General features: G+C 73.1%; 15 protein-coding genes. 5 read left to right on the top strand and 10 right to left on the bottom strand.

Features of this window, described 5'->3' with window-relative positions; genetic code table 11:
• Positions 1 to 115: 115 nt before the first annotated feature.
• The gene (locus tag ACQP0N_RS08315; RefSeq protein WP_433118882.1) at positions 116 to 1,942 is read left to right on the top strand and encodes a hypothetical protein; all 1,827 of its coding nucleotides are present in this window, start codon (positions 116 to 118) and stop codon (positions 1,940 to 1,942) included.
• On the opposite strand, the gene ACQP0N_RS08310 is transcribed toward ACQP0N_RS08315, so the two are convergent.
• A complete protein-coding gene (locus tag ACQP0N_RS08310; RefSeq protein WP_433118880.1) occupies positions 1,943 to 3,733 on the bottom strand; it encodes a hypothetical protein in 1,791 nt (596 codons plus the stop codon).
• Positions 3,733 to 5,538 carry a hypothetical protein gene (locus ACQP0N_RS08305; RefSeq protein WP_433121512.1) on the bottom strand — a complete coding sequence of 602 codons (1,806 nt, stop codon included), beginning with the start codon at positions 5,536 to 5,538 and terminating at the stop codon, positions 3,733 to 3,735. Before ACQP0N_RS08305 ends, ACQP0N_RS08310 begins: the two co-directional genes overlap by 1 nt.
• Before the next feature lie 468 nt (positions 5,539 to 6,006).
• Here ACQP0N_RS08305 and ACQP0N_RS08300 point away from each other — a divergent pair, with 468 nt between their 5' ends.
• Complete coding sequence (locus tag ACQP0N_RS08300; RefSeq protein WP_433118878.1) at positions 6,007 to 7,203, top strand: hypothetical protein; 1,197 nt, start codon at positions 6,007 to 6,009, stop codon at positions 7,201 to 7,203.
• 402 nt (positions 7,204 to 7,605) lie between these two features.
• Here the strand turns inward: ACQP0N_RS08300 and dxs are convergent, their stop codons facing one another.
• The 3 genes from dxs to ACQP0N_RS08285 all read right to left on the bottom strand — a co-directional run bounded on the left by dxs (position 7,606) and on the right by ACQP0N_RS08285 (position 13,015).
• Complete coding sequence (gene dxs, locus ACQP0N_RS08295) at positions 7,606 to 9,555, bottom strand: 1-deoxy-D-xylulose-5-phosphate synthase (RefSeq protein ID WP_433118876.1); 1,950 nt, start codon at positions 9,553 to 9,555, stop codon at positions 7,606 to 7,608.
• An 81-nt stretch (positions 9,556 to 9,636) separates the two neighbouring features.
• A complete protein-coding gene (locus tag ACQP0N_RS08290; RefSeq protein ID WP_433121510.1) occupies positions 9,637 to 10,827 on the bottom strand; it encodes a class I SAM-dependent RNA methyltransferase in 1,191 nt (396 codons plus the stop codon).
• Between the two features lie 118 nt (positions 10,828 to 10,945).
• Entirely contained in the window at positions 10,946 to 13,015 is a 2,070-nt protein-coding gene (locus ACQP0N_RS08285; protein WP_433121508.1) for an APC family permease, read from the bottom strand.
• Between the two features lie 163 nt (positions 13,016 to 13,178).
• Here ACQP0N_RS08285 and ACQP0N_RS08280 point away from each other — a divergent pair, with 163 nt between their 5' ends.
• The gene (locus ACQP0N_RS08280) at positions 13,179 to 13,844 is read left to right on the top strand and encodes a potassium channel family protein (protein WP_355053302.1); all 666 of its coding nucleotides are present in this window, start codon (positions 13,179 to 13,181) and stop codon (positions 13,842 to 13,844) included.
• A 3-nt stretch (positions 13,845 to 13,847) separates the two neighbouring features.
• A complete protein-coding gene (locus ACQP0N_RS08275) occupies positions 13,848 to 14,537 on the top strand; it encodes a potassium channel family protein (protein ID WP_355053285.1) in 690 nt (229 codons plus the stop codon).
• 21 nt (positions 14,538 to 14,558) lie between these two features.
• Here the strand turns inward: ACQP0N_RS08275 and ACQP0N_RS08270 are convergent, their stop codons facing one another.
• The 4 genes from ACQP0N_RS08270 to dut form a co-directional block, all read right to left on the bottom strand.
• Positions 14,559 to 15,242: a DUF3159 domain-containing protein gene (locus ACQP0N_RS08270; RefSeq protein ID WP_433118874.1), complete on the bottom strand. Its 684-nt coding sequence runs from the start codon at positions 15,240 to 15,242 to the stop codon at positions 14,559 to 14,561.
• 25 nt (positions 15,243 to 15,267) lie between these two features.
• Complete coding sequence (locus ACQP0N_RS08265; RefSeq protein WP_357122730.1) at positions 15,268 to 15,648, bottom strand: OB-fold nucleic acid binding domain-containing protein; 381 nt, start codon at positions 15,646 to 15,648, stop codon at positions 15,268 to 15,270.
• A gap of 116 nt (positions 15,649 to 15,764) precedes the next feature.
• Positions 15,765 to 16,415 carry a DUF3710 domain-containing protein gene (locus ACQP0N_RS08260; RefSeq protein WP_433118872.1) on the bottom strand — a complete coding sequence of 217 codons (651 nt, stop codon included), beginning with the start codon at positions 16,413 to 16,415 and terminating at the stop codon, positions 15,765 to 15,767.
• A gap of 25 nt (positions 16,416 to 16,440) precedes the next feature.
• The gene (gene dut, locus ACQP0N_RS08255; RefSeq protein WP_355053281.1) at positions 16,441 to 16,938 is read right to left on the bottom strand and encodes a dUTP diphosphatase; all 498 of its coding nucleotides are present in this window, start codon (positions 16,936 to 16,938) and stop codon (positions 16,441 to 16,443) included.
• 91 nt (positions 16,939 to 17,029) lie between these two features.
• On the opposite strand from dut, the gene ACQP0N_RS08250 reads away from it, so the two are divergent.
• Positions 17,030 to 17,617, top strand: a complete 588-nt coding sequence (locus tag ACQP0N_RS08250; RefSeq protein WP_433118871.1) for a DUF3093 domain-containing protein — start codon at positions 17,030 to 17,032, stop codon at positions 17,615 to 17,617.
• Between the two features lie 17 nt (positions 17,618 to 17,634).
• Here ACQP0N_RS08250 and ACQP0N_RS08245 read toward each other — a convergent pair whose 3' ends face one another.
• The gene (locus ACQP0N_RS08245) at positions 17,635 to 18,432 is read right to left on the bottom strand and encodes a hypothetical protein (RefSeq protein ID WP_433118869.1); all 798 of its coding nucleotides are present in this window, start codon (positions 18,430 to 18,432) and stop codon (positions 17,635 to 17,637) included.
• Between the last annotated feature and the right edge of the window lie 95 nt (positions 18,433 to 18,527).

Below are 18,527 nucleotides of genomic sequence, written 5' to 3'. Positions count from 1 at the left end.
CGGGTGCGGCCCGGCAAACCGGCCGTGGGCGTACCGGCCCGGCAAAAGCGACGCATCCTCGCCTGTACGATGGCGCGTCGTGGCTGTGCCGGTGGTAGACCCCTCGCTGAATTCCGTGACCGACCCCACGTCGGCCGAGGTCGAGCCGACACGGCGGCCTCGACGTCGCCCGGCCCGAGCCGACCTGTTGGCCCTCGGAGCCTATGTGCTGCTGGGCGTCTTCGTCTGCCTCAACTACTGGGGGGACGTGACCGGTCGGGTCTCGTCGCACCTGCCCACCGACCACAGTTGGTTCGAGTGGCTGTTCGCGCACGGCGCGTACTCGCTGCGGCACCTGGAGAACCCGCTGTTCACGGCCCGGCAGAACGCCCCGGACGGGGTGAACATGATGGCCAACACCTCGCTGCTCGGGGTGACGCTGCCGCTGGCCCCGCTCACCATGCTGCTCGGCCCGCAGGTGATGTACGCCCTCTACCTGGGCGGAGCCCTGGCCGCCACCGCCGGCACCGCGTACTGGATGCTCTCGCGGCACCTGGTGCGCTCGCGGGCGGCGGCCTTCGTGGGCGGGGCCTTCCTCGGTTTCGCGCCGGGCATCATCCACCACGCCAACGGCCAACCCAACTTCGTCTCCAACTTCCTGCTCCCGCTGATCGTGGTGCGGGTGCTGCGCCTCGGCGAGCCGGGCCGGTGGCTGCGCAACGGGTTGGCGCTCGGCGCGCTGGTGGCGTACCAGATCTTCATCAACGAGGAGATGCTGCTCCTCACCGCGCTGGCCTGCCTCGTCGTCGTGCTGGCGTACGCGGTACAGCGACCCCGGGCCACCCGTGCCATGGCCGGGACCTTCCTGGCCGGGATGGGTGTGGCCGGTGGGCTGGCATTGACCCTCACGGCATACCCGATCTGGTTCCAGTTCGACGGCCCCCAGTCCTACCGGGGCCTGCAGGGTGGCGTCTTCCACAACTGGGGCGAGGACCTGGTCGCCTTCGTGACCTTCGCCCGGGACACCTGGGCGGGTGACCCGGAGGTGGAGAAGACGATCGGGCTGACCGAGCAGAACACCTGGTTCGGCTGGCCGCTGGTGCTGCTCTCGCTGGTGGCGCTGGTGCTGCTCGTCCGCCGCTCGCTCGCCACCCGGGTCGTCGCGGTGCTCGTCGTGGTGTTCACCGTGGCCTCGATCGGGCCGTGGGTGCGCTTCGACGGGGTGGAGACCGACATCCCCGGCCCGTGGTCGTACGTGTCGGACGACCTGCCGCTGGTCGAGATGATGATGCCGACCCGGCTGGCCCTGGTGGTCGCCGCCGCGGTGGGCGTACTCCTGGCGTTGTTCTGCGACGCGGCGGCCCGGCAGGCCCGCGCGGGCCTCGCGCCGGCACCGCGCGCCGGGGAGCCGGCCACCGCGCCGGTCGCGCCGCGCCGACGGTGGCTGCGACCCCTGGGGTACGCGGCGGTCGCCCTCGCCCTGCTGCCGCTGTTCCCCCGGCCGCTGCCCGCGCAGCAGATCGACCCGCCGCCGCACTTCATCACCGCGGGCGGCTGGCGGCCGTACGTGCCGGCCGGCCGGACCCTCGTGCCGGTGCCGATCCCGAGCAACGTGCACGGTCTGCCGACCCTGCGCTGGAGCGCCCTGACCGAGCAGGAGTTCCCCATCCCGGGCGGCTACTTCATCGGCCCGAACGAGTTGGGCGAGGGTGTCTTCGGCGCGCCGAACCGACCGACCAGCAGCCTCATCTACTCCACCATGGACAAGGGGGTCCTGCCCCCGCTCACCGACGAGAACCGGCGGCAGGCCGTCGAGGACCTGCGGTTCTGGCGGGCGTCGGTGGTGGTGCTCGGCGCCCACCCGCGCGAGGCGGTGCTGCGCGAGCTGGTCACCGCGCTGCTCGGGCCGCCGCAGCGGGTCGACGACGTCTGGGTCTGGGACGTCCGCGCCCTGGTGGGCTGATCAACCGACGAGGGGCCGCACGTCCCACATCCACCCGCCGTCGACCGGGCGGCCCGCGCCGAGCAGGTCGTCGACCGTCCGCCGGACGGCGTCGCCGTTGGGCAGCCGGCCGAGTACCACGACCGCCGCTCGCCAGTGCCGCAGATCCTCGACGGCCTGGCGGCGGTCGGCCGTGCTCAGCACCGGTGTCAGGCCGGTCTCGGCGACCCGGCGCAGCAGCACGGCGGTGGGCCGGTCCGGAGCGCCCCAGCGGGCCGCCGGATCGTCCGGCCCGCTGGGCCCGATGAAGTACCCGCCCGGGGCGTCGAACGACAGCCCGGTACGCGCCGACCAGAGCATGACCGGGCTCAGCGCGGCGCCGGTGACCGGAGGCACGCCCACCACGGTCCGCCCGGGCGGCACCAGCGTTCGCCATCCGCCCTCGGCGACGAAGGCCGGCACCGGCGGGACCGGAACAACGCGGATCGGTGTCGGCGTCAACGGCAGCAACGCGGCGGCCACCGCCGACGCCCACACCAGCCGGACCGGCAGGCCCGGCACGGCCGTCCGGCGGGCTCGGGCGACGCGGTCCACGAAGAGCGCCACCAGGACGCCGAGCACCGGCACGCAGACCAGCGCGAACCGGGCCGGCACCGCCAGGTCGAGCAGCGGCAGTCCGGCGACCAGCCGGTACGGGCCCGGGATACCGGTGGCGCTGCCGTCCACCCGCAGGTCGGTGCCGAGCGACAGCAGGGCGAAGACCACACCGCAGCCGGCCAGCGCGCGGACCAGCGGTCGTCGCCACCGCCAGACCACGACCACGACGGCGAGAACCAGCAGTCCGGGGCCGAAGAACGAGTTCTCCTCCGTCGGGTTCGGTGAGAGCAGACCCGGCAGCCAGTCGTCCCCGAGCACCGTCTGCCGGGCCGACGCGGTGAACGACGCCGCGTCGAGCTGGAAGCCGTGCGCGGCGAAGGCCATCCCGGCGTAGTGCTGCGGGCCGTGGAACTGGAACCACAGTGGGTACGCCAGCAGCACCGCGCCGACCACGGCCGCCACCGCGAGACGGCCGAGGAGGGCCGGCGCGAGACGACGGGCCGCGGCCCGATCGGCCAGGGCGTAGCCCAGCGCGAACACCCCGGCGGCGAGCGCCAGGAAGACCAGCACCTCCTCGCCGATGAAGACCTGCCAGACGAGCAGCAGCCCGAGGCCGACACCGGGCCGCCACACCGCCGACCGGCCGGTGCCCGTTCGGAACACCAGGGCGAGGATCGCCGGCAGCAGGAACTGGGCGGCCACGTGCAGGTGCGCGGAGGCCTGAGCGACCATGCCGGGGGCGAAGCCACAGACCAGCCCGCCGAGCGCCGCCGCGACGCGGGCGGAGACGAGCCGACGGCGCAGCAGCGCGTACCAGGCCGTGGCGGTGCCGGCGAGGCAGCCGACAACCGCCACACAGAACGCCACCTGCGAGCCGAACAGCAGCGTGACCGGGGCCAGCGGAACGCCCAGGCCGAGCACCGACGTGTTCGCCATCAGGTTGACGCCGTACGGCGCGTTCAGGGCGGCGCTGAAGAGCGGGTTCTCCCCCGCGACCACGGCGTGCGCCGCGTGGGCCAGCATCCACTCGAAGAGCACCTGGTCGCCGGCCTGGTGGAAGAGCCGCTGCGGATGACCCCACTGCCGGCCGGTCAGCACCACGGCCAGCGCCAGGTAGCCCGCGACCACCAGCGCGTCCGGCAGCCACGCCGCTCGGGGCGGGCGCGCGGTCCGGGAATCGGCCGGCGTCGTCGACGGCGCCGTTCCCGTGGTCATCAGACCGAGCGGTCGGTCAGCGTCCGGACATCCCACACCCAGACGTCCAACTCCTGGCGACCGGGGCCGACCAGCTCCTCGACGGTACGCCGCAACGGCTCGGCGTTCTGCTGACGCACCGGGAGCACGAGGATCGCCGCCCGCCAGTGCCGCAGCTCGTCCGTGAAGCGCCGACGCTGCCGGTCGTCCAGTTTGGACGTACGACCGGTGGTCGCCACCTCCTCCAGCAGTTGGCCCACCCCGCTGGGTCGTCCGCCGAACCGGCCCGGGTCGCCCGTGTTGCCGTTGCGGGGGGCGAGGAAGTAGCCACCCGGGATCTTGAAGTCGAGGTTGGTGGCCGCCGCCCAGCGCATGCCGTGCGTGTTGCCCATGCTGGGCACCGGGATCGGCACGAGCGTCTGGTCGGGACCGACGTACGCCCGCCACCGGTCGGCGGTGATGAACTCCGGCACCGGGGGCCGGGACACCATCCGCAGCGGCATCGGAGCGATCGGCAGCAGCGCGAACGCCAGGCCGGCGGCGGTGAGCGTCCGGACGGTACGCCGGTCGGCCGGCCGCAGCGCCCAGGCCCGCTCGACGGCGATCGCGAGCAGCAGGCCGATGACCACCGTGGTGATCAGACCGAACCGGGTCGGTACCACCGCGTCCAGCAGGGGCAGGTGCACCAGCAGCTCCCACGGCCCGGTGATCAGGTCCCGGTCCCACCAGGAGATCTGCTCACCGAGGGAGAGCAGGGCGAAGAACGCGCCGGTCGCGGCGAGCGCCCGGACGAGCATCTCCCGACGCAGCCAGACCACGACGCCGACGGCGAGCATCGACAGGCTCCAGCCGAAGAAGGCGTTCTCCTCCGAGTAGTTCGGCGCCAGGTTGACGTTGGCCCGCTGGTTGCCGCCGAGGGTGGCCGAGCCGGGGGCGAAGAAGGCGGCGATGTCGTTGCCGTAGTCCTGCACCGCGTCGCTGAGCCCGTGGTACGCCATCGGCCCGACGAACTGCACGTACAGGGGGTACGCGAGCAGCGCCCCGGCCAGCAGCGCGCAGGCGGCGAGACCGGCGGCCAGCGGTCGCCACGCCGCCCGCCAACGGGCCGGCTCCTGGACCACCACCGCGATCAGGAAGATCCCGCAGGCCAGCGCCGTGAAGAGCAGGATCTCCTCGTTGATGAACGCCTGCGCGGTGACGAGCAGAGCCAGCAGGACGCCGTCGCGGACCGGCCGGCGCGAACGGGTCAACACCAGGACCCGCCAGACGATGAACGGCAGCAGGAACTGGCTGATGATGTTCGGGTGCCAACTCGCGTGCGAGAGCATCGCCGGGGAGAAGCCGCAGAACCAGCCACCGACAGCCGCCGCGAGCGGCGTACGCACGATGTGGCGGCGGAGCACCAGATACCAGGCCATGGCCGTCCCGGCGAGGCCGAGCGTCACCAGCACCACGAAGGACACCGCCGGACCGAACAGCAGGGTCACCGGCACCATCGGGATGCCCAGCGCCAGCACCGCCGTGTTGGCCATCAGGTTGACGCCGTCGGGGTAGTTGAACTGCTCGGTGTAGAACGGGTACTCACCGTGCAGCACCACCCGTACCGAGTGGGCGAGGAAGAACTGCACCTGAGCCGGGTCACCGGTGTAGAGCGACGCCACCCGGCCGGCCGGGTCCAGCCAGATCCGGCTGGTCACCCAGAGGGCGGCGAGCAGGAACAGCGCGCCGACCGCCAGGTGCTGCCGTCGTCGGGTCCAGCGGGCCCAACGGCTCCGCCTCGGCCCGGACGCCGGGACCGCCCCGTCCGGCGCGGTGGTCTCCGACACGGTCGTGTCCGGAGCAGCCTCGTGCAGCACGGCGTCGTGCCGCACGGCCTCGTCCGGCACGGTCTGATCCAGCACGGCGTCGTGCGGCGCGGCCTCGTGCGTTGCGACCCGGTCCGGCACGGCCGTGTGCGGCGCGACCTGCGACGGGTCGGCCTCCTCGGGGGCGGTCGGGCCCGGTTCGGTCGTTTCGGGTGCGGTCGAGGTCAGCGGGGCCGGAGCGGTGTCGACCCGGTCGGCCGGAGCGGCGGAATCGCCGGGCGCCCCGACGGACCTGGCCCGGGAAGCGAGGGCGCGGGACTCGGCAGGCGTCACAGTCGGCGGAGTCTACCCGAGCGGCGAAAAGGGCACTAAAGCCCCGGTGATGTCCATTGTGGCGGACGCGGAACCGGCCAGCGGCGGCGTCGCATCGGACATCTCGTACTATGGCGCTTTCCGACAGCGACGGCGAGGCGATCGGGGGCGGATCAGGTGACTCCGGGCCGCCGGCACGGCAGGACGCTCGCCGCCCTGGTGACGGCGTTGTTGGTCAGCACCGCATGCGGTCCCGTCGCGGACCGCGCGCCTCGCGACCTGCGGGTGGGGTACGACAGCCTCGACGGCACACTGGCCGTGTGGCCGCCCCGGGGCGACCTGTCCGGCGACGCCGGGGCGACGACGGCGGTCACCGAGGCGGTACGCGACTGGCGGTCACCGGACGACGACCGGGCGCACCTGCCGTCGTCCGGCATCCTCTTCTCCGGACGCGTCGACGGGGCCCCGGTGGCCCTGGTCGCGGCCGACGTGCCGGGCGAGAGCGCGTCCTGGCTGCTGCAACTCACCGGTGACGGCGGCCGGTACGCGATCAGCCGCGCCACCGAGTACACCGACCCCGGCTACCTGGTCTACTCCGACGTGCTGCCGGTCCAGACGACCGGCGGCCGGCGCTACCTGGTCTCGGCCCGGGTGCAGCAGTTGCTCGGGCCGCAGGGTCGGGCGTTGGCCATCGCCGACGGCCTCAGCGCGCCGGTCGATGTGCCGGCCTGCACGGCGGTCGGCGTGACGGCGACCCTGCGCGCCACCGAGTCACTGCCCCGGGGGCGGGCCGCCGACCGGCTGCTCGACCTGGGCACCGGTACGACCGACCCGCGTTATCCGCTGGTACGGGACGAGTCCGGCGCCGGCCGGCGGGCGCTCACCGGCCTGGACACCTGTGTGCTGGCCGGTGAACGGGGTCCCTTCGGCAGCATTCCGCGCCGGATCGGCGACCGGGACGCGCCGAAGTCGGTACCGACGTCCTGGCCGATGGCGAAGCTCTCGGTCCGGTCGCTCGGCGAGGTGGCGCTCGGCGGCGGCGAGCCGGCCGAGTTGCAGCAGCTCAGTTGGGACACCGACGCCGGCACGATGACCGCTGTCGTCTACCGACCGGCGGACGGGAGCGCGCCGGTGGTGTCGCCGGCCGACCGGGCCACCCCGTTGCAGACGTACCAGCTTCCGGTCCCCAACCAACCGCTTCTGGTGCTCAGTTGGCGGGCCACCCGGGACAGTTCGCTCTCCGTGCCGCCGGGCACCCCGCTGCTGGTGGAACGCCCCGGCCTGGTGGTCGTGCCGGAACCGTCCCGCACCCAGACCTACAGCCTCGCCAACACCGACAAAACCCACTACCGCTCAGTAAGCCCCCACCGCTAACCCCCACCCCGCCCCGCCCCGCCCCGCCCCGGCCCGCCCCGGCCCGCCCCGGCCCGCCCCGGCGATCTTGCACTTTCTGCTGCGACATAAGACGCAAAGGGGTGCGCTTCGACAACCGAAAGTGCAAGATCGGCGCGCGGCGAGAGGGTGGGAGGTCGCGCGGGGACGCGGCCGGGGTGGCGCGGACGCACGACGGCGGGCAGCCCCTGGGGGCGCCCGCCGTCGGTGGAGCCGGGGCTAGGGCCTGTTTCATAAGAACTGGCCGGCCTGCGGCGGGCCCCGACGACGACCGGCGGCGTTGCGGTTTCGTCCGGATACAACACCGGTATCCGGACGAAACCGCGCCTTGCCGGACCGCCGCCCGGACTCCGCCTCGGCTCGACCGCCCTTATGAAACAGGCCCTAGTTCTGGGCTGCCGTCTTGCTGGTGGGGGTCAGGTGGTCCGGGGTGGCGTCCAGGCGGGAGATCCAGCCGGTGACGTCACGGGCCACGTCCTGCGCGGTCAGGCCGAGGTCGGCGAGGATCTGCGCGCGGGTGCCGTGCGGGTGCCAGTCGGCCGGTACGCCCAGGTCCTTGAGCGGCACCCGGACGTCGGCGTCGCGCATCGCCTGGCCGAGAGCGTCGCCGACACCGCCGACCCGGACGCCGTCCTCGATGCTGACCACGAGCCGGTGGCGGGCGGCCATGTCGACCAGCTCGGCCGGCACGGGGCGCACCCAGCGGGGGTCGACGACGGTCACGCCGTAGCCGTGCTCGGCGACCCGGGCGGCGACCTCCATGCCCATCTGACCGAAGGAGCCGACAGCGACGAGCAGCACATCGGTACGCGCCGACTCCGCCAGCACGTCGACGGTGCCGACCCGGCGCAGCGCCGGAAGGTCCGCGGCGACCGCGCCGGTCGGGAACCGCAGGACGGTCGGGCCGTCGTCGGTGGCGACCGCCTCGCGCAGCTCCTCGCGGAGGGTCGCGGCGTCACGGGGAGCGGCGATCCGCAGACCGGGCACCACACCGAAGACCGACATGTCCCAGATGCCGTAATGGCTGGGGCCGTCCGGGCCGGTGATGCCCGCCCGGTCCAGCACGAAGGTCACCGGCAGCTTGTGCATCGCCACGTCCAGCAGGACCTGGTCGAAGGCGCGGTTGAGGAACGTGGCGTAGACGGCGACCACCGGGTGCAGGCCACCGAGCGCCAGGCCCGCCGCCGAGGTGGCGGCGTGCTGCTCGGCGATGCCCACGTCGTACACCCGCTCGGGGTACTTGCGGGCCAGCTTGGCGATGCCGGTCGGCTCGGCCATGGCGGCGGTGATGCCCACCACGTCGGGCCGATCGTCGGCGATGGCCAGCAGCTCGTCGGCGAAGACGTGGGTCCACTTCACCGATGGGGCGGCCAGCAGCGTGCCGGTCTCCACGTCGAAGGCGCTGCTCGGGCCGTGCAGGCAGTCCGCCTCGTCCTCCTCGGCCGGGCGGTAGCCGTACCCCTTGCGGGTCACGGCGTGCACGATCACCGGGCCACCGAAGTTCTTCGCCGCGCGCAGGGCCGACTCGACGGCCGCCACGTCGTGCCCGTCCACCGGGCCGACGTACTTGATGCCCAGGTCCTCGAACATGGCCTGCGGGGCGACCGCGTCCTTGATGCCCTTCTTGACCGCGTGCAGCACCTCGTACATCGGCTTGCCGACCAACGGGGTGGAGCCGAGGGCGTCCTTGACCGTGTCGAGGACCTTCTCGTAGCCCGGGTTGAGTCGCAGCGACGAGAGGTGGTCGGCCAGTCCGCCGATGGTGGGCGAGTACGAGCGGCCGTTGTCGTTGACCACGATGACCAGCGAGTTGCCGGCGGTGGCGATGTTGTTCAGCGCCTCCCAGCACATACCGCCGGTGAGCGCGCCGTCGCCGACCACGGCCACGACGCTGCGCTGCTCACCCCGCAGGGCGTACGCCTTGGCCAGGCCGTCGGCGTAGGAGAGCGCGGTGGAGGCGTGCGAGTTCTCGATGAGGTCGTGCTCGCTCTCGGCCTGGCTGGGGTAGCCGGAGAGGCCACCGCGCTGGCGGAGCTTGTCGAAGCCGGCCTGACGCCCGGTGAGGATCTTGTGCACGTACGCCTGGTGGCCCGTGTCGAACAGGAGCCGGTCCCGGGGGGAGTCGAAGACGCGGTGCATGGCCAGCGTCAGCTCGACCACGCCGAGGTTGGGCCCGACGTGCCCGCCGGTGCGGGAGACCTTGGCGATCAGGAAGTCCCGGATCTCGGCGGCGAGCACATCCAGCTCCTCGCCGGACATCCGCTTGACGTCCTGCGGACCGCGGACCGTCTCCAGCAGCCGACCGTGGTTGGCCGTGTCCTCTTCAACGCTCATGACCGGAGAGTCTATCGGCCGCCCGGTACTCCGCAGCCTGGCCCGAGCCGCTTGCCCCGGAGCAGCCGGCTGAGCACCTGGTCAGGCCGGCGGCAGCAGCAGTCCGACGCACTCGACGTGCTGGGTCATCGGGAACAGGTCGAAGCCGCGCAGCGCCGCCAGCCGCCACCCCAGCTCGGCGAAGGTGCGGACGTCCCGGGCAAAGGCCGCCGGGTCACACGCCACGTACGCGACCGCCCGTGGACCGGCGGCGGCCAGAGCGCGCACCACCGGCGCGCCGGCGCCGGAGCGCGGCGGGTCGAGCACCACCACGTCGACCGGGCCGGTGATCCGTCGACGGGCCAGCGCGGTCTCCACCCGCGCCGACACGACCTCGACGCGGGGCAGGTCGGCCAGGTTCTCCCGGGCGGCGGCGACACCCTGCGCGGAGGCCTCCACCAGCGTCACCCGACCGGACGCGCCGACGCGGGCGGCCAGCCCGGCGGCGAACAGCCCGGCGCCCCCGTAGAGGTCCCAGGCGACCTCGCCCGGCCGCGGGTCCAGAAGCTCCAGCACGGCCGTGTTCAGCGTGTCGGCCGCCGCCGGGTGCACCTGCCAGAACGCGGACGCGGGCAGCGCCCAGTTCCGCCCGGCGGCCACCTCACGGACCTCGGTGGGCCCGCTCACCGGGGTGACGACCCCGTCGCGGACCTCGGCGACGCTCACGTCCCCTCCGCCGCTGGCGACGGTCTCCACCGCCTCCGCCGCCGGCCAGCGCGCGCCGGTCGGACTGAGCACCGCAAGCTGCTGGATGGCCGGGTGGGCGATGCGGCAACGGTCGATCGGCACGACCTCGTGCGAGCGGTGTTTGAGCAGGCCCGCCCGGTCGGCGGCGTCGACCGCGTAGCGGACCCGGGTACGCCAGCCGAGCAGTCCGCCCGGCAGCGCCTCGACCCGGACGCCGAGCCGGTCCAGCTCGACGTCGGTGAGCCCACCGAGACGGGCCAACTGCTCACGCACCACGGCGGTCTTCCAGGCCAGCTGCGCGGCCGGGTCGACGTGTTGCAGGTCGCACCCGCCGCAGGCGCCCGGCCTCGCGTACGGGCAGGGCGGCTCCACGCGGTCCGGCGAGGGGTCCAGCACGGTCACGGCGTCGGCCCGGACGAACCCCCGGTGCACCTCGGTGACCTCGGCGATCACCCGTTCCCCGGGCAGCGCGTGGCGGACGAACACCACCTGCCCGTCCACCCGGGCGACACAGTGCCCGCCGGGGGCCACCGCGTCGACGGTCAGTTCGACCCGCTCCGCCTCGCCGAGGCCCCGCTCGGCCGTCGAAACCGAGGCCGTGGCCGTGGCCGAGGCCGATGCCGATGCCGATGCCGCAGCCGCAGTCGCACCCGCGGTCGTACGCTCAGTCACGGCTGTCTCCCGGTGTCTCGCCGCCGGCCGGGGCGGCCTCGCCGGGCGGCGGCGCGACCACCGCCGCCGGCACGGTGCCCCGGGGCCCACGCGCCGGCGTGTTGGAGAGCGTGGCGTCGAGCCGGTCCAGGTTCTTGCTGGCGGTCGAGGCGAGCTGCCACGGCACGCTGACCACCATGACCCCCGGTTCGAACAGCAGCCGGCCCTTGAGGCGCAGCGCGCTCTGGTTGTGCAGCAGGTTCTCCCACCAGCGCCCCACCACGTACTCGGGGATGAAGACGGTGACCACGTCGCGCGGCGACGTACGGCGGGTGGAGGCGACGAAGTCCAGGATCGGCCGGGTGATCTCCCGGTACGGCGAGTCGACGACGGTGAGCGGGATCGCCATCTCCCGCCGTTCCCAGTCGGCCTGGAGGTCGCGGGTGTCCTTCTCGTCCACGTTGACGGTCACCGCCGTCAACGTGTCCGGGCGGGTGGCCCGGGCGTACGCGATGGCCCGCAACGTCGGCTGGTGCAGCTTGCTGACCAGCACGATCGCGTGGTTGCGGGCGGGCAGCACGCCCCGGCTCTCGTCCGGCGGGGTCAGCTCGGCGGCAACCCGGTCGTAGTGCCGGCGGATGGCCAGCATCAGCGCGTAGATCACCGCCATCGCGGCGATCGCGATCCACGCGCCGAGCAGGAACTTGGTGATCAGGACGATCACCAGCACCGTGCCGGTCAGGCCCATGCCGAACGTGTTGATGGCCCGGGAGCGGTGCATCCGCTTGCGGGCCTCCGGGTCCCGCTCGGTGCGCAGCCGCCGGTTCCAGTGCCGGATCATGCCGGCCTGGGAGACGGTGAACGAGACGAACACCCCGACGATGTAGAGCTGGATGAGCCGGGTCACCTCGGCCTGGAAGCCGACGATCAGGACGATCGCGAAGAGGGCGAGGAACGTGATGCCGTTGGAGAAGGCCAGCCGGTCGCCCCGGGTGTGGAACTGACGGGGCAGGTAGCGGTCCTGGGCGAGGATCGAGCCGAGTACCGGAAAGCCGTTGAAGGCGGTGTTCGCGGCCAGGAAGAGGATGAGCGCGGTCATCCCGGCCACCACGTAGAGCAGGATCGAGCCGGCGCCGAAGACCGTCTCGCCGAGCTGGGTGGTGACCGTCTTCTGCACGTACCCGTCGGGGCCCGAGACGATCTGCAGGGCGGGGTCCTCGACGAACTGCAGGTGGGTCAGGCGGGCCAGCCAGATGATCCCGACGAGCAGGCTCACCGCGATCGCGCCCAGCAGCAGCAGTGTGGTGGCGGCGTTGCGGCTCTTCGGCGCCTTGAACGCGGGGACGCCGTTGGAGATCGCCTCGACGCCGGTGAGCGCGGCCGCGCCCGAGCTGAACGTCCGCAGCAGCAGGAAGATCAGCGCGAAGCCGGTCACGCTGTGCTCGGCCTGGATGACCAGGTCGGCGCTGGGCGCGCGGAGGTCGTCCCCCAGGACGAAGACGCGGAACAGCCCGGTGAGCAGCATTCCGCCCATCACGATCACGAAGCCGTAGGTGGGGATGGCGAAGGCGGTACCCGACTCGCGCAGCCCGCGCAGGTTCACGGCGGTCAGCAGGATCACCGCGAGGACCGCGATCATGACCTTGTGGGTGGCCACGAACGGGACCACCGAGCCGAGGTTGGCCACCCCCGAGGAGACGGACACGGCCACCGTGAGGACGTAGTCGACCAGCAGGGCGCTGGCCACCCCGATGCCGAACTTGGGGCCGAGGTTGACCGTGGCCACCTCGTAGTCCCCGCCACCGGAGGGGTAGGCGTGCACGTTCTGCCGGTAGCTGGCCACCACCGTGAGCATCACCACGACGACCGCGAGGGCGATCCACGGGGAGAACACGAACGCCGACGCGCCGGCGATCGACAGGGTCAGCAGGATCTCGTCAGGCGCGTACGCGACGCTGGACAGCGCGTCGGAAGCGAACACGGGCAGCGCGATGCGCTTCGGCAGGAGGGTGTGCTGCAGGCGGTCGGACCGGAACGGTCGACCGAGGAGCAGCCGCTTCAGCAGCGAGGTGGGACTGGCCACGAACGCCAAGAGTACGACCACCACGGTGCGAACGCGGGGGTGGGCGATCATCGCCGCGTACGGCGGCGGGGTACGGTCGGTCCCCGCTCTCGACCGGGACGTGGCAGGCTCGCACTCGAAGGCCACCGGCAGCGGGAACGGTACGCACCTTGGGAGGGACAGCGTGCACGTCGTGATCATGGGATGTGGGCGGGTCGGATCGACCCTCGCCCACAGCCTGGAGTCCCGGGGACACTCGGTGGCGGTGATCGATCAGGACGCCGACGCCTTCCGCCGGCTCGGCCCCGACTTCGCCGGCATCACGGTGACCGGGGCGGGCTTCGACGGTGAGGTGCTGCGCCAGGCCGGCATCGAGCGGGCGGACGCCTTCGCCGCGGTCTCCAGCGGCGACAACTCCAACATCATCTCGGCGCGCCTGGCCCGCGAGACGTTCGGCGTGTCCCGGGTCGCGGCCCGGATCTACGACCAGCGCCGGGCGCAGGTGTACGAGCGCCTCGGCATCCCCACCGTGGCGACGGTGCGCTGGACGGCCGACCGGATGCTGCGGCACCTCGTGCCCGAGGGCAACGTGGAGATCTTCCGCGACCCGACCAGCACCGTGTCGATCGTCGAGGTGCCGGTGCACCGGGAGTGGATCGGTCACCCGGTGCACGTGCTGGAGCAGGCCTCGGGTGCGCGGGTGGCCTACCTGATCCGCTTCGGCATCGGCACGCTGCCCACCGCGTCCACCCTCGTACAGGAGGGTGACCAGGTGTTCATGCTGGTCAGCGACGACATCGTGGCTGCGGTCACGGCGGTGGCGGCGACGCCGCCGGAAGGAGGGCACTGAGCCATGCGGATCGCCATCGCCGGCGCCGGCAACGTGGGCCGTTCGATCGCCCAGGAGCTGATCGAGAACGGCCACCAGGTGATGCTGATCGAGCGTCAACCGAAGATGCTCCGACCGGACCGGGTGCCCGCCGCCGAGTGGGTGCTCGCCGACGCGTGCGAGGTGGCCAGCCTGGAGGAGGCGAACGTCGCCGGCTGTGACGTGGTGGTCGCCGCCACCGGCGACGACAAGACCAACCTCGTGCTGTCGCTGCTGGCCAAGACCGAGTTCGCGGTGCCGCGCGTGGTCGCCCGGGTCAACCGGGCGGAGAACGAGTGGCTCTTCACCGAGCAGTGGGGCGTCGACGTCGCGGTGAGCAAGCCCCGGGTGATGGCCGCCCTGGTCGAGGAGGCGGTCACCGTCGGCGACCTGGTCCGGCTCATGACGTTCCGGCAGGGCGAGGCCAACCTGGTCGAGATCACCCTGCCGCCGACCGCCCCGTACGTCGGTCAGCCCCTGCACGCGGTGCCGCTGCCCCGCGACTCCGCCCTGGTGGCGATCCTGCGCGGCAAGCGTGTCCTGGTGCCCAGCCCGGACGACCCCATCGAGGCCGGCGACGAGTTGATCTTCGTTTGTACGGCCGAGGTGGAGGACGACGTGCGCGCGGTCATCCTCGGCCCGGACAGCGTCGAGCGGACCCGCGGCTCACGCTGAGCCGGCCCGGCGCTGCCCTGCTCAGGCGCCGGGCAGCGGGGTGGGCTGTGGCTCCCGGGTGACCCGGCGCACCGTCCAGACGGTGATGAGCAGCAACAGCGCGTACGGCGGATAGCCCAGGGCCAACCGGGCCACGCCCAGCGCGGTGTCCTGGTGGGCCAGGTAGAGCCCGGCCTGCACGCCCACCTTGGCGAGCCACACCACGCCCCAGAGCACGGTCAGCCGGGTGAAGGTACGCACCAGCTTCGGGTCGGTCCGCCATTCGGAGCGGCCCTTGGCGACCAGCACCGACCAGATCCAACCGACGAGGGGCTGTCGGACGGCCGCCGAGATCAGCAGGGCAATGCCGTAGCCGATGCCGTAGAGGATGCCGGGCAGGTAGAAGTCGCGCTCATCGCCGGTGCGCCACGCGATCGCGGCGCCGATGCCGACGCCGAACAGACCGTTGACCGCATGTCGGATCGGCCGGCGCTGGGCCAGCCGCAGCCCGGCGATCAGCAGCGCGACGGACACCGAGGCGATCACGGCGGGCCGCAGGTCACCGATGATGTTGGCGACCACGAAGACGACCACCGGGATGCTCGACTCGACCAGCCCACGCCAGCCGCCGAGCTGGTCGGCCATCTGCTCGGCGATCGTCGGCAGCGCCTCGTCGTCCTCGGCAGGAGTCTCCGGCTGTGCCGCCCGGTCCTGTCCCGTCGTCATGACCGGCCTTCCGTCCCCGGCGCCGTCACTTCGGCGAGTCCAGCTCGTAGTACGGGTTGTAGATGACCTTGCGGTCGTCGCGCATCGCCACCCGGCCACGAGCGGTCAGGTGCCGCCCCGGCTCGATCCCGGAGATGTGCCGCCGGCCCAGCCAGACCAGGGTGACGACGTCGCTGCCGTCGTACAGGTCGGCCTCCAGCGTGGGCAGGTTGGTGCGCGGTGTGTAGACGACGGTGCGCAGCCGACCCGCGACCGAGACCAGTTGGCCCCGGGAGCACTGCTGGGCCAGGACGCCACCGCACTCGGCGCTCTCCTGCCGCAACTCCTGCGCGTCGATCTCGGCCTCGCTGGCGGTGAACCGTTGCAGGATGCGCCGCAGCGACACCTTGCTCTCGTCGGTCGTCATGACCTCCGCGTCACCCTCTCCACGTTCGCCGGGACCGGCCCGGCTCCGGCGACGCCGGAACCGTCCCGCCAGCGTACGCCGACAGGGCCGGTTCCGGCGGGCCGGGACGCGGTCGTTCAGACCTGGCGGGGCTCGCTGGACGCGTCCTCGGCCTGGTCGGCCATCTCGCGCGGCAGTCGCAGCGGCAGCGGCTCACGGACCGGCTTCGCCTCCTGGCCACGGTCGACCACCAGGCCTTCCAGGCACTCGGCGAGCGGGCCCGAACTGGCCGAGTCGGTGGCCGCCGGCCCCTGGAAGACGCCGCGGACCATCCAGCGCGGCCCGTCGACGCCGACGAACCGCAGGTTGGTCGGGCCGTCCGGGGTCCGTACCTGGGCGTGCAACTCCGTGCCGTACTCGCCGTCGACCTCCTGCGCGGAGGCGCCGTCCCGCAGCAGCGACTGCCGGATCTCCTCGCGCACCTCGTCCCAGATCCCCTCGGACCGGGGGGCCGCGAAGACGCCGAGCTGCAACGCGTTGTCCCCGTGCACCAGCACGACCTGCTGGATCACGCCCTGCGGGTCGGCCTGCACCCGCACCTCCACCTCGGCGACCGCCGGAATGTGCAGGCTTCCCAGGTCGAGCCGCTGCACCTCGTCGTCGACCTCGGAGATGTCGTACGGCCCGCGCACCAGCGCCGGACCCGCGCCGCCCTCGTCGAGGACCTCGGTGGCCCGCTCGTCGCGGGTGTGCCGCCCGGCATCGGCCCGCTTTCGGGAGAAGATCACTGCGCCCACCCTCCGCTGTTCACGATCACCCTGCCACTTCTTCCGTCTGCCCGCCGGCCGGCGACGGCACCAGCTGAGCGTGCCCACCGGTCGAACCGTGCCCACCGGTCCCACGCGCGGACCCGGGCAGCTCGGCCACCGGCTCGAACCGCGCCCGCGCCACCCGCTGGATCACGAGCTGGGCGATCCGGTCCCCGCGAGAGATCTTCGCGGGCGTGTCCCGATCATGGTTGATCAGGTTGACCATGATCTCACCCCGGTAGCCGGCGTCGACCGTACCGGGCGCGTTGAGCACGGTCACGCCGAGCCTGGCCGCCAGGCCGGACCGGGGATGGACCAGGCCCACGTAGCCGTCCGGCAGGGCGACGGCCACGCCGGTGGGCACCAGGGCCCGGCCGCCGGGCGGCAGCTCCACGTCCGCGGCGGCCACCAGGTCGGCCCCGGCATCGCCGGGATGGGCGTACGTGGGCATCGGCAGCTCGGCATCGAGCAGCCGTACGGGCACGGGTACGACGTCGGTCACGGGTCCCCTCTTCGGTCCGGTTGTCTCCGGTGACCCTGCCATCCTGCCGGTTGGCCGGCCCGTCGTGCGCCGTACCCTCGCAGGAGTGAGCATGTCGCCCTCCCCGTCCGCCGATCGGCCAGGGGTTCCGGCCCGCCCGGCGTACGCCGAACGGCTGGACCTGCCCTGGTGGCTGTGGCTGATCAGCCTGGTGGCCGCCGGACTGCTGGCGGTCGAGATCTGGATGGGTGGTTCCGGCGCCCGCGCCTGGGTGCCCTTCGCCGTGCTGCTGCCGGTCACGGCCGTCGGGCTGTGGTGGCTGGGCCGGATCGGGGTGGCGGTCGTCGACGGTGAGCTGCGGGTGGACGACGCCCGGCTGCCGGCGCGCTTCGTGGCCGACGTGGTCCCGTTGGACGCCTCCGGGCGTCGTGAGGTGCTGGGTGTGGGCGCCGACCCGCTCGCCTTCGTGGTGCAGCGGCCGTGGATCAGCGGCGCCGTGCAGGTGGTGCTCGACGACCCGGCCGACCCGACCCCGTTCTGGGTGGTGAGCAGCAGGCGTCCGGTCGAGTTGGCCGAGGCGCTGCTGGCCGCCCGGGACGCCGCCAGGCCCGCCGACGCCGGGCCCACCGACGCCAGGCCCTCCGCCACCAGACCCGCCGACGCCAGGCCCGCCGACTCCACGGCCGGCGAGCCGGGCTGAACGCCGCCCAGGGCCCCTCAGGTGCCCGTGGGCGGGCCGGGCAGGGCCGGCGGTGGCGCCGGCCGGGCGATGCCGCGACGACGCAGGTCCGCCTGGAGCTGGTCGGCCATCTGGCGGGTGGCCCGGCGGTTCAGGAAGCTGGCCACCGCCGCGCCCGTGAGGAACGGCCCGAGGGTGGTCAGGTTACGACCGAAGCGGCGCAGCAGCATGTCCCGCATCTCCTTGCGGGCGGCGGTGCCGAGCACCGCGCCGACGCCCACGCCGGGCACCATCGGGTTGACCCCGCGCTGAGTGGCCCAGGAGTGCACCAGGGCCACCGCCCGCTGACTGCCGGCGTCGGGCAACGACACGCCGTGGATCTCGTGCAGCTCACCGATCAGTTTCAGCTCCACCGCCACGACGGCGACGGTCTCGGCGGCGAGCAGCACGGGCGCGGAGAGCAGCGTGGGCGCCACCGTCCACTCGACGGCGGCGACTCCCCCGCCGGCCGCGCCGATCCCGGCCGTGGTGCGGGAGGCGTTACGGATCAGTCGCTCGGCCAGAGCGGCGTCGTCCAGGTCGGGAAAGTGTCGACGCAGGGTGGCCAGGTCCCGGACCGGCACGTGCGGGGCTATCTCGGCCACCGTGTCGACCATCCAGCGCACCGCGGCACGGGGCTTGAACAGGTCGGAGATGCCCCGGCTGCGGGCCTGGGACACCATCCGGGTGAGTAGTTGGCGTCGCCGGGCCGGCGCGATGTCGTCCTCGGTCAACGCCGCGACGGTGGCGCCGAGGTCGTCCGCGCCGCCGTCGGTGGTGTCGCCTCGATCGCTCATGGGTGGAACCTCCCGGTGCTGTGGCTACCCGCTACGAGTCAAGCAGGTACCCACCGGCGTCGCACGCCTACACCGGTAGCGGCGGCCCCGATCAG

It is taken from the genome of Micromonospora sp. CA-246542 (genome assembly GCF_050942905.1).
Lineage (GTDB): Bacteria > Actinomycetota > Actinomycetes > Mycobacteriales > Micromonosporaceae > Micromonospora.
Note: the sequence above shows the minus strand (reverse complement) of the source record. Positions and strands in the feature narration are given on the sequence as shown.

What these genes read in the sequence shown, in the direction of transcription:
- ACQP0N_RS08310 (WP_433118880.1), bottom strand. Translation starts at nt 3,733, where the DNA reads ATGACCACGGGAACGGCGCCGTCGACGACGCCGGCCGATTCCCGGACC.
- dxs (WP_433118876.1), bottom strand. Translation starts at nt 9,555, where the DNA reads ATGAGCGTTGAAGAGGACACGGCCAACCACGGTCGGCTGCTGGAGACG.
- ACQP0N_RS08275 (WP_355053285.1), top strand. Translation starts at nt 13,848, where the DNA reads ATGCGGATCGCCATCGCCGGCGCCGGCAACGTGGGCCGTTCGATCGCC.
- ACQP0N_RS08270 (WP_433118874.1), bottom strand. Translation starts at nt 15,242, where the DNA reads ATGACGACGGGACAGGACCGGGCGGCACAGCCGGAGACTCCTGCCGAG.
- ACQP0N_RS08265 (WP_357122730.1), bottom strand. Translation starts at nt 15,648, where the DNA reads ATGACGACCGACGAGAGCAAGGTGTCGCTGCGGCGCATCCTGCAACGG.
- ACQP0N_RS08250 (WP_433118871.1), top strand. Translation starts at nt 17,030, where the DNA reads ATGTCGCCCTCCCCGTCCGCCGATCGGCCAGGGGTTCCGGCCCGCCCG.
- ACQP0N_RS08245 (WP_433118869.1), bottom strand. Translation starts at nt 18,432, where the DNA reads ATGAGCGATCGAGGCGACACCACCGACGGCGGCGCGGACGACCTCGGC.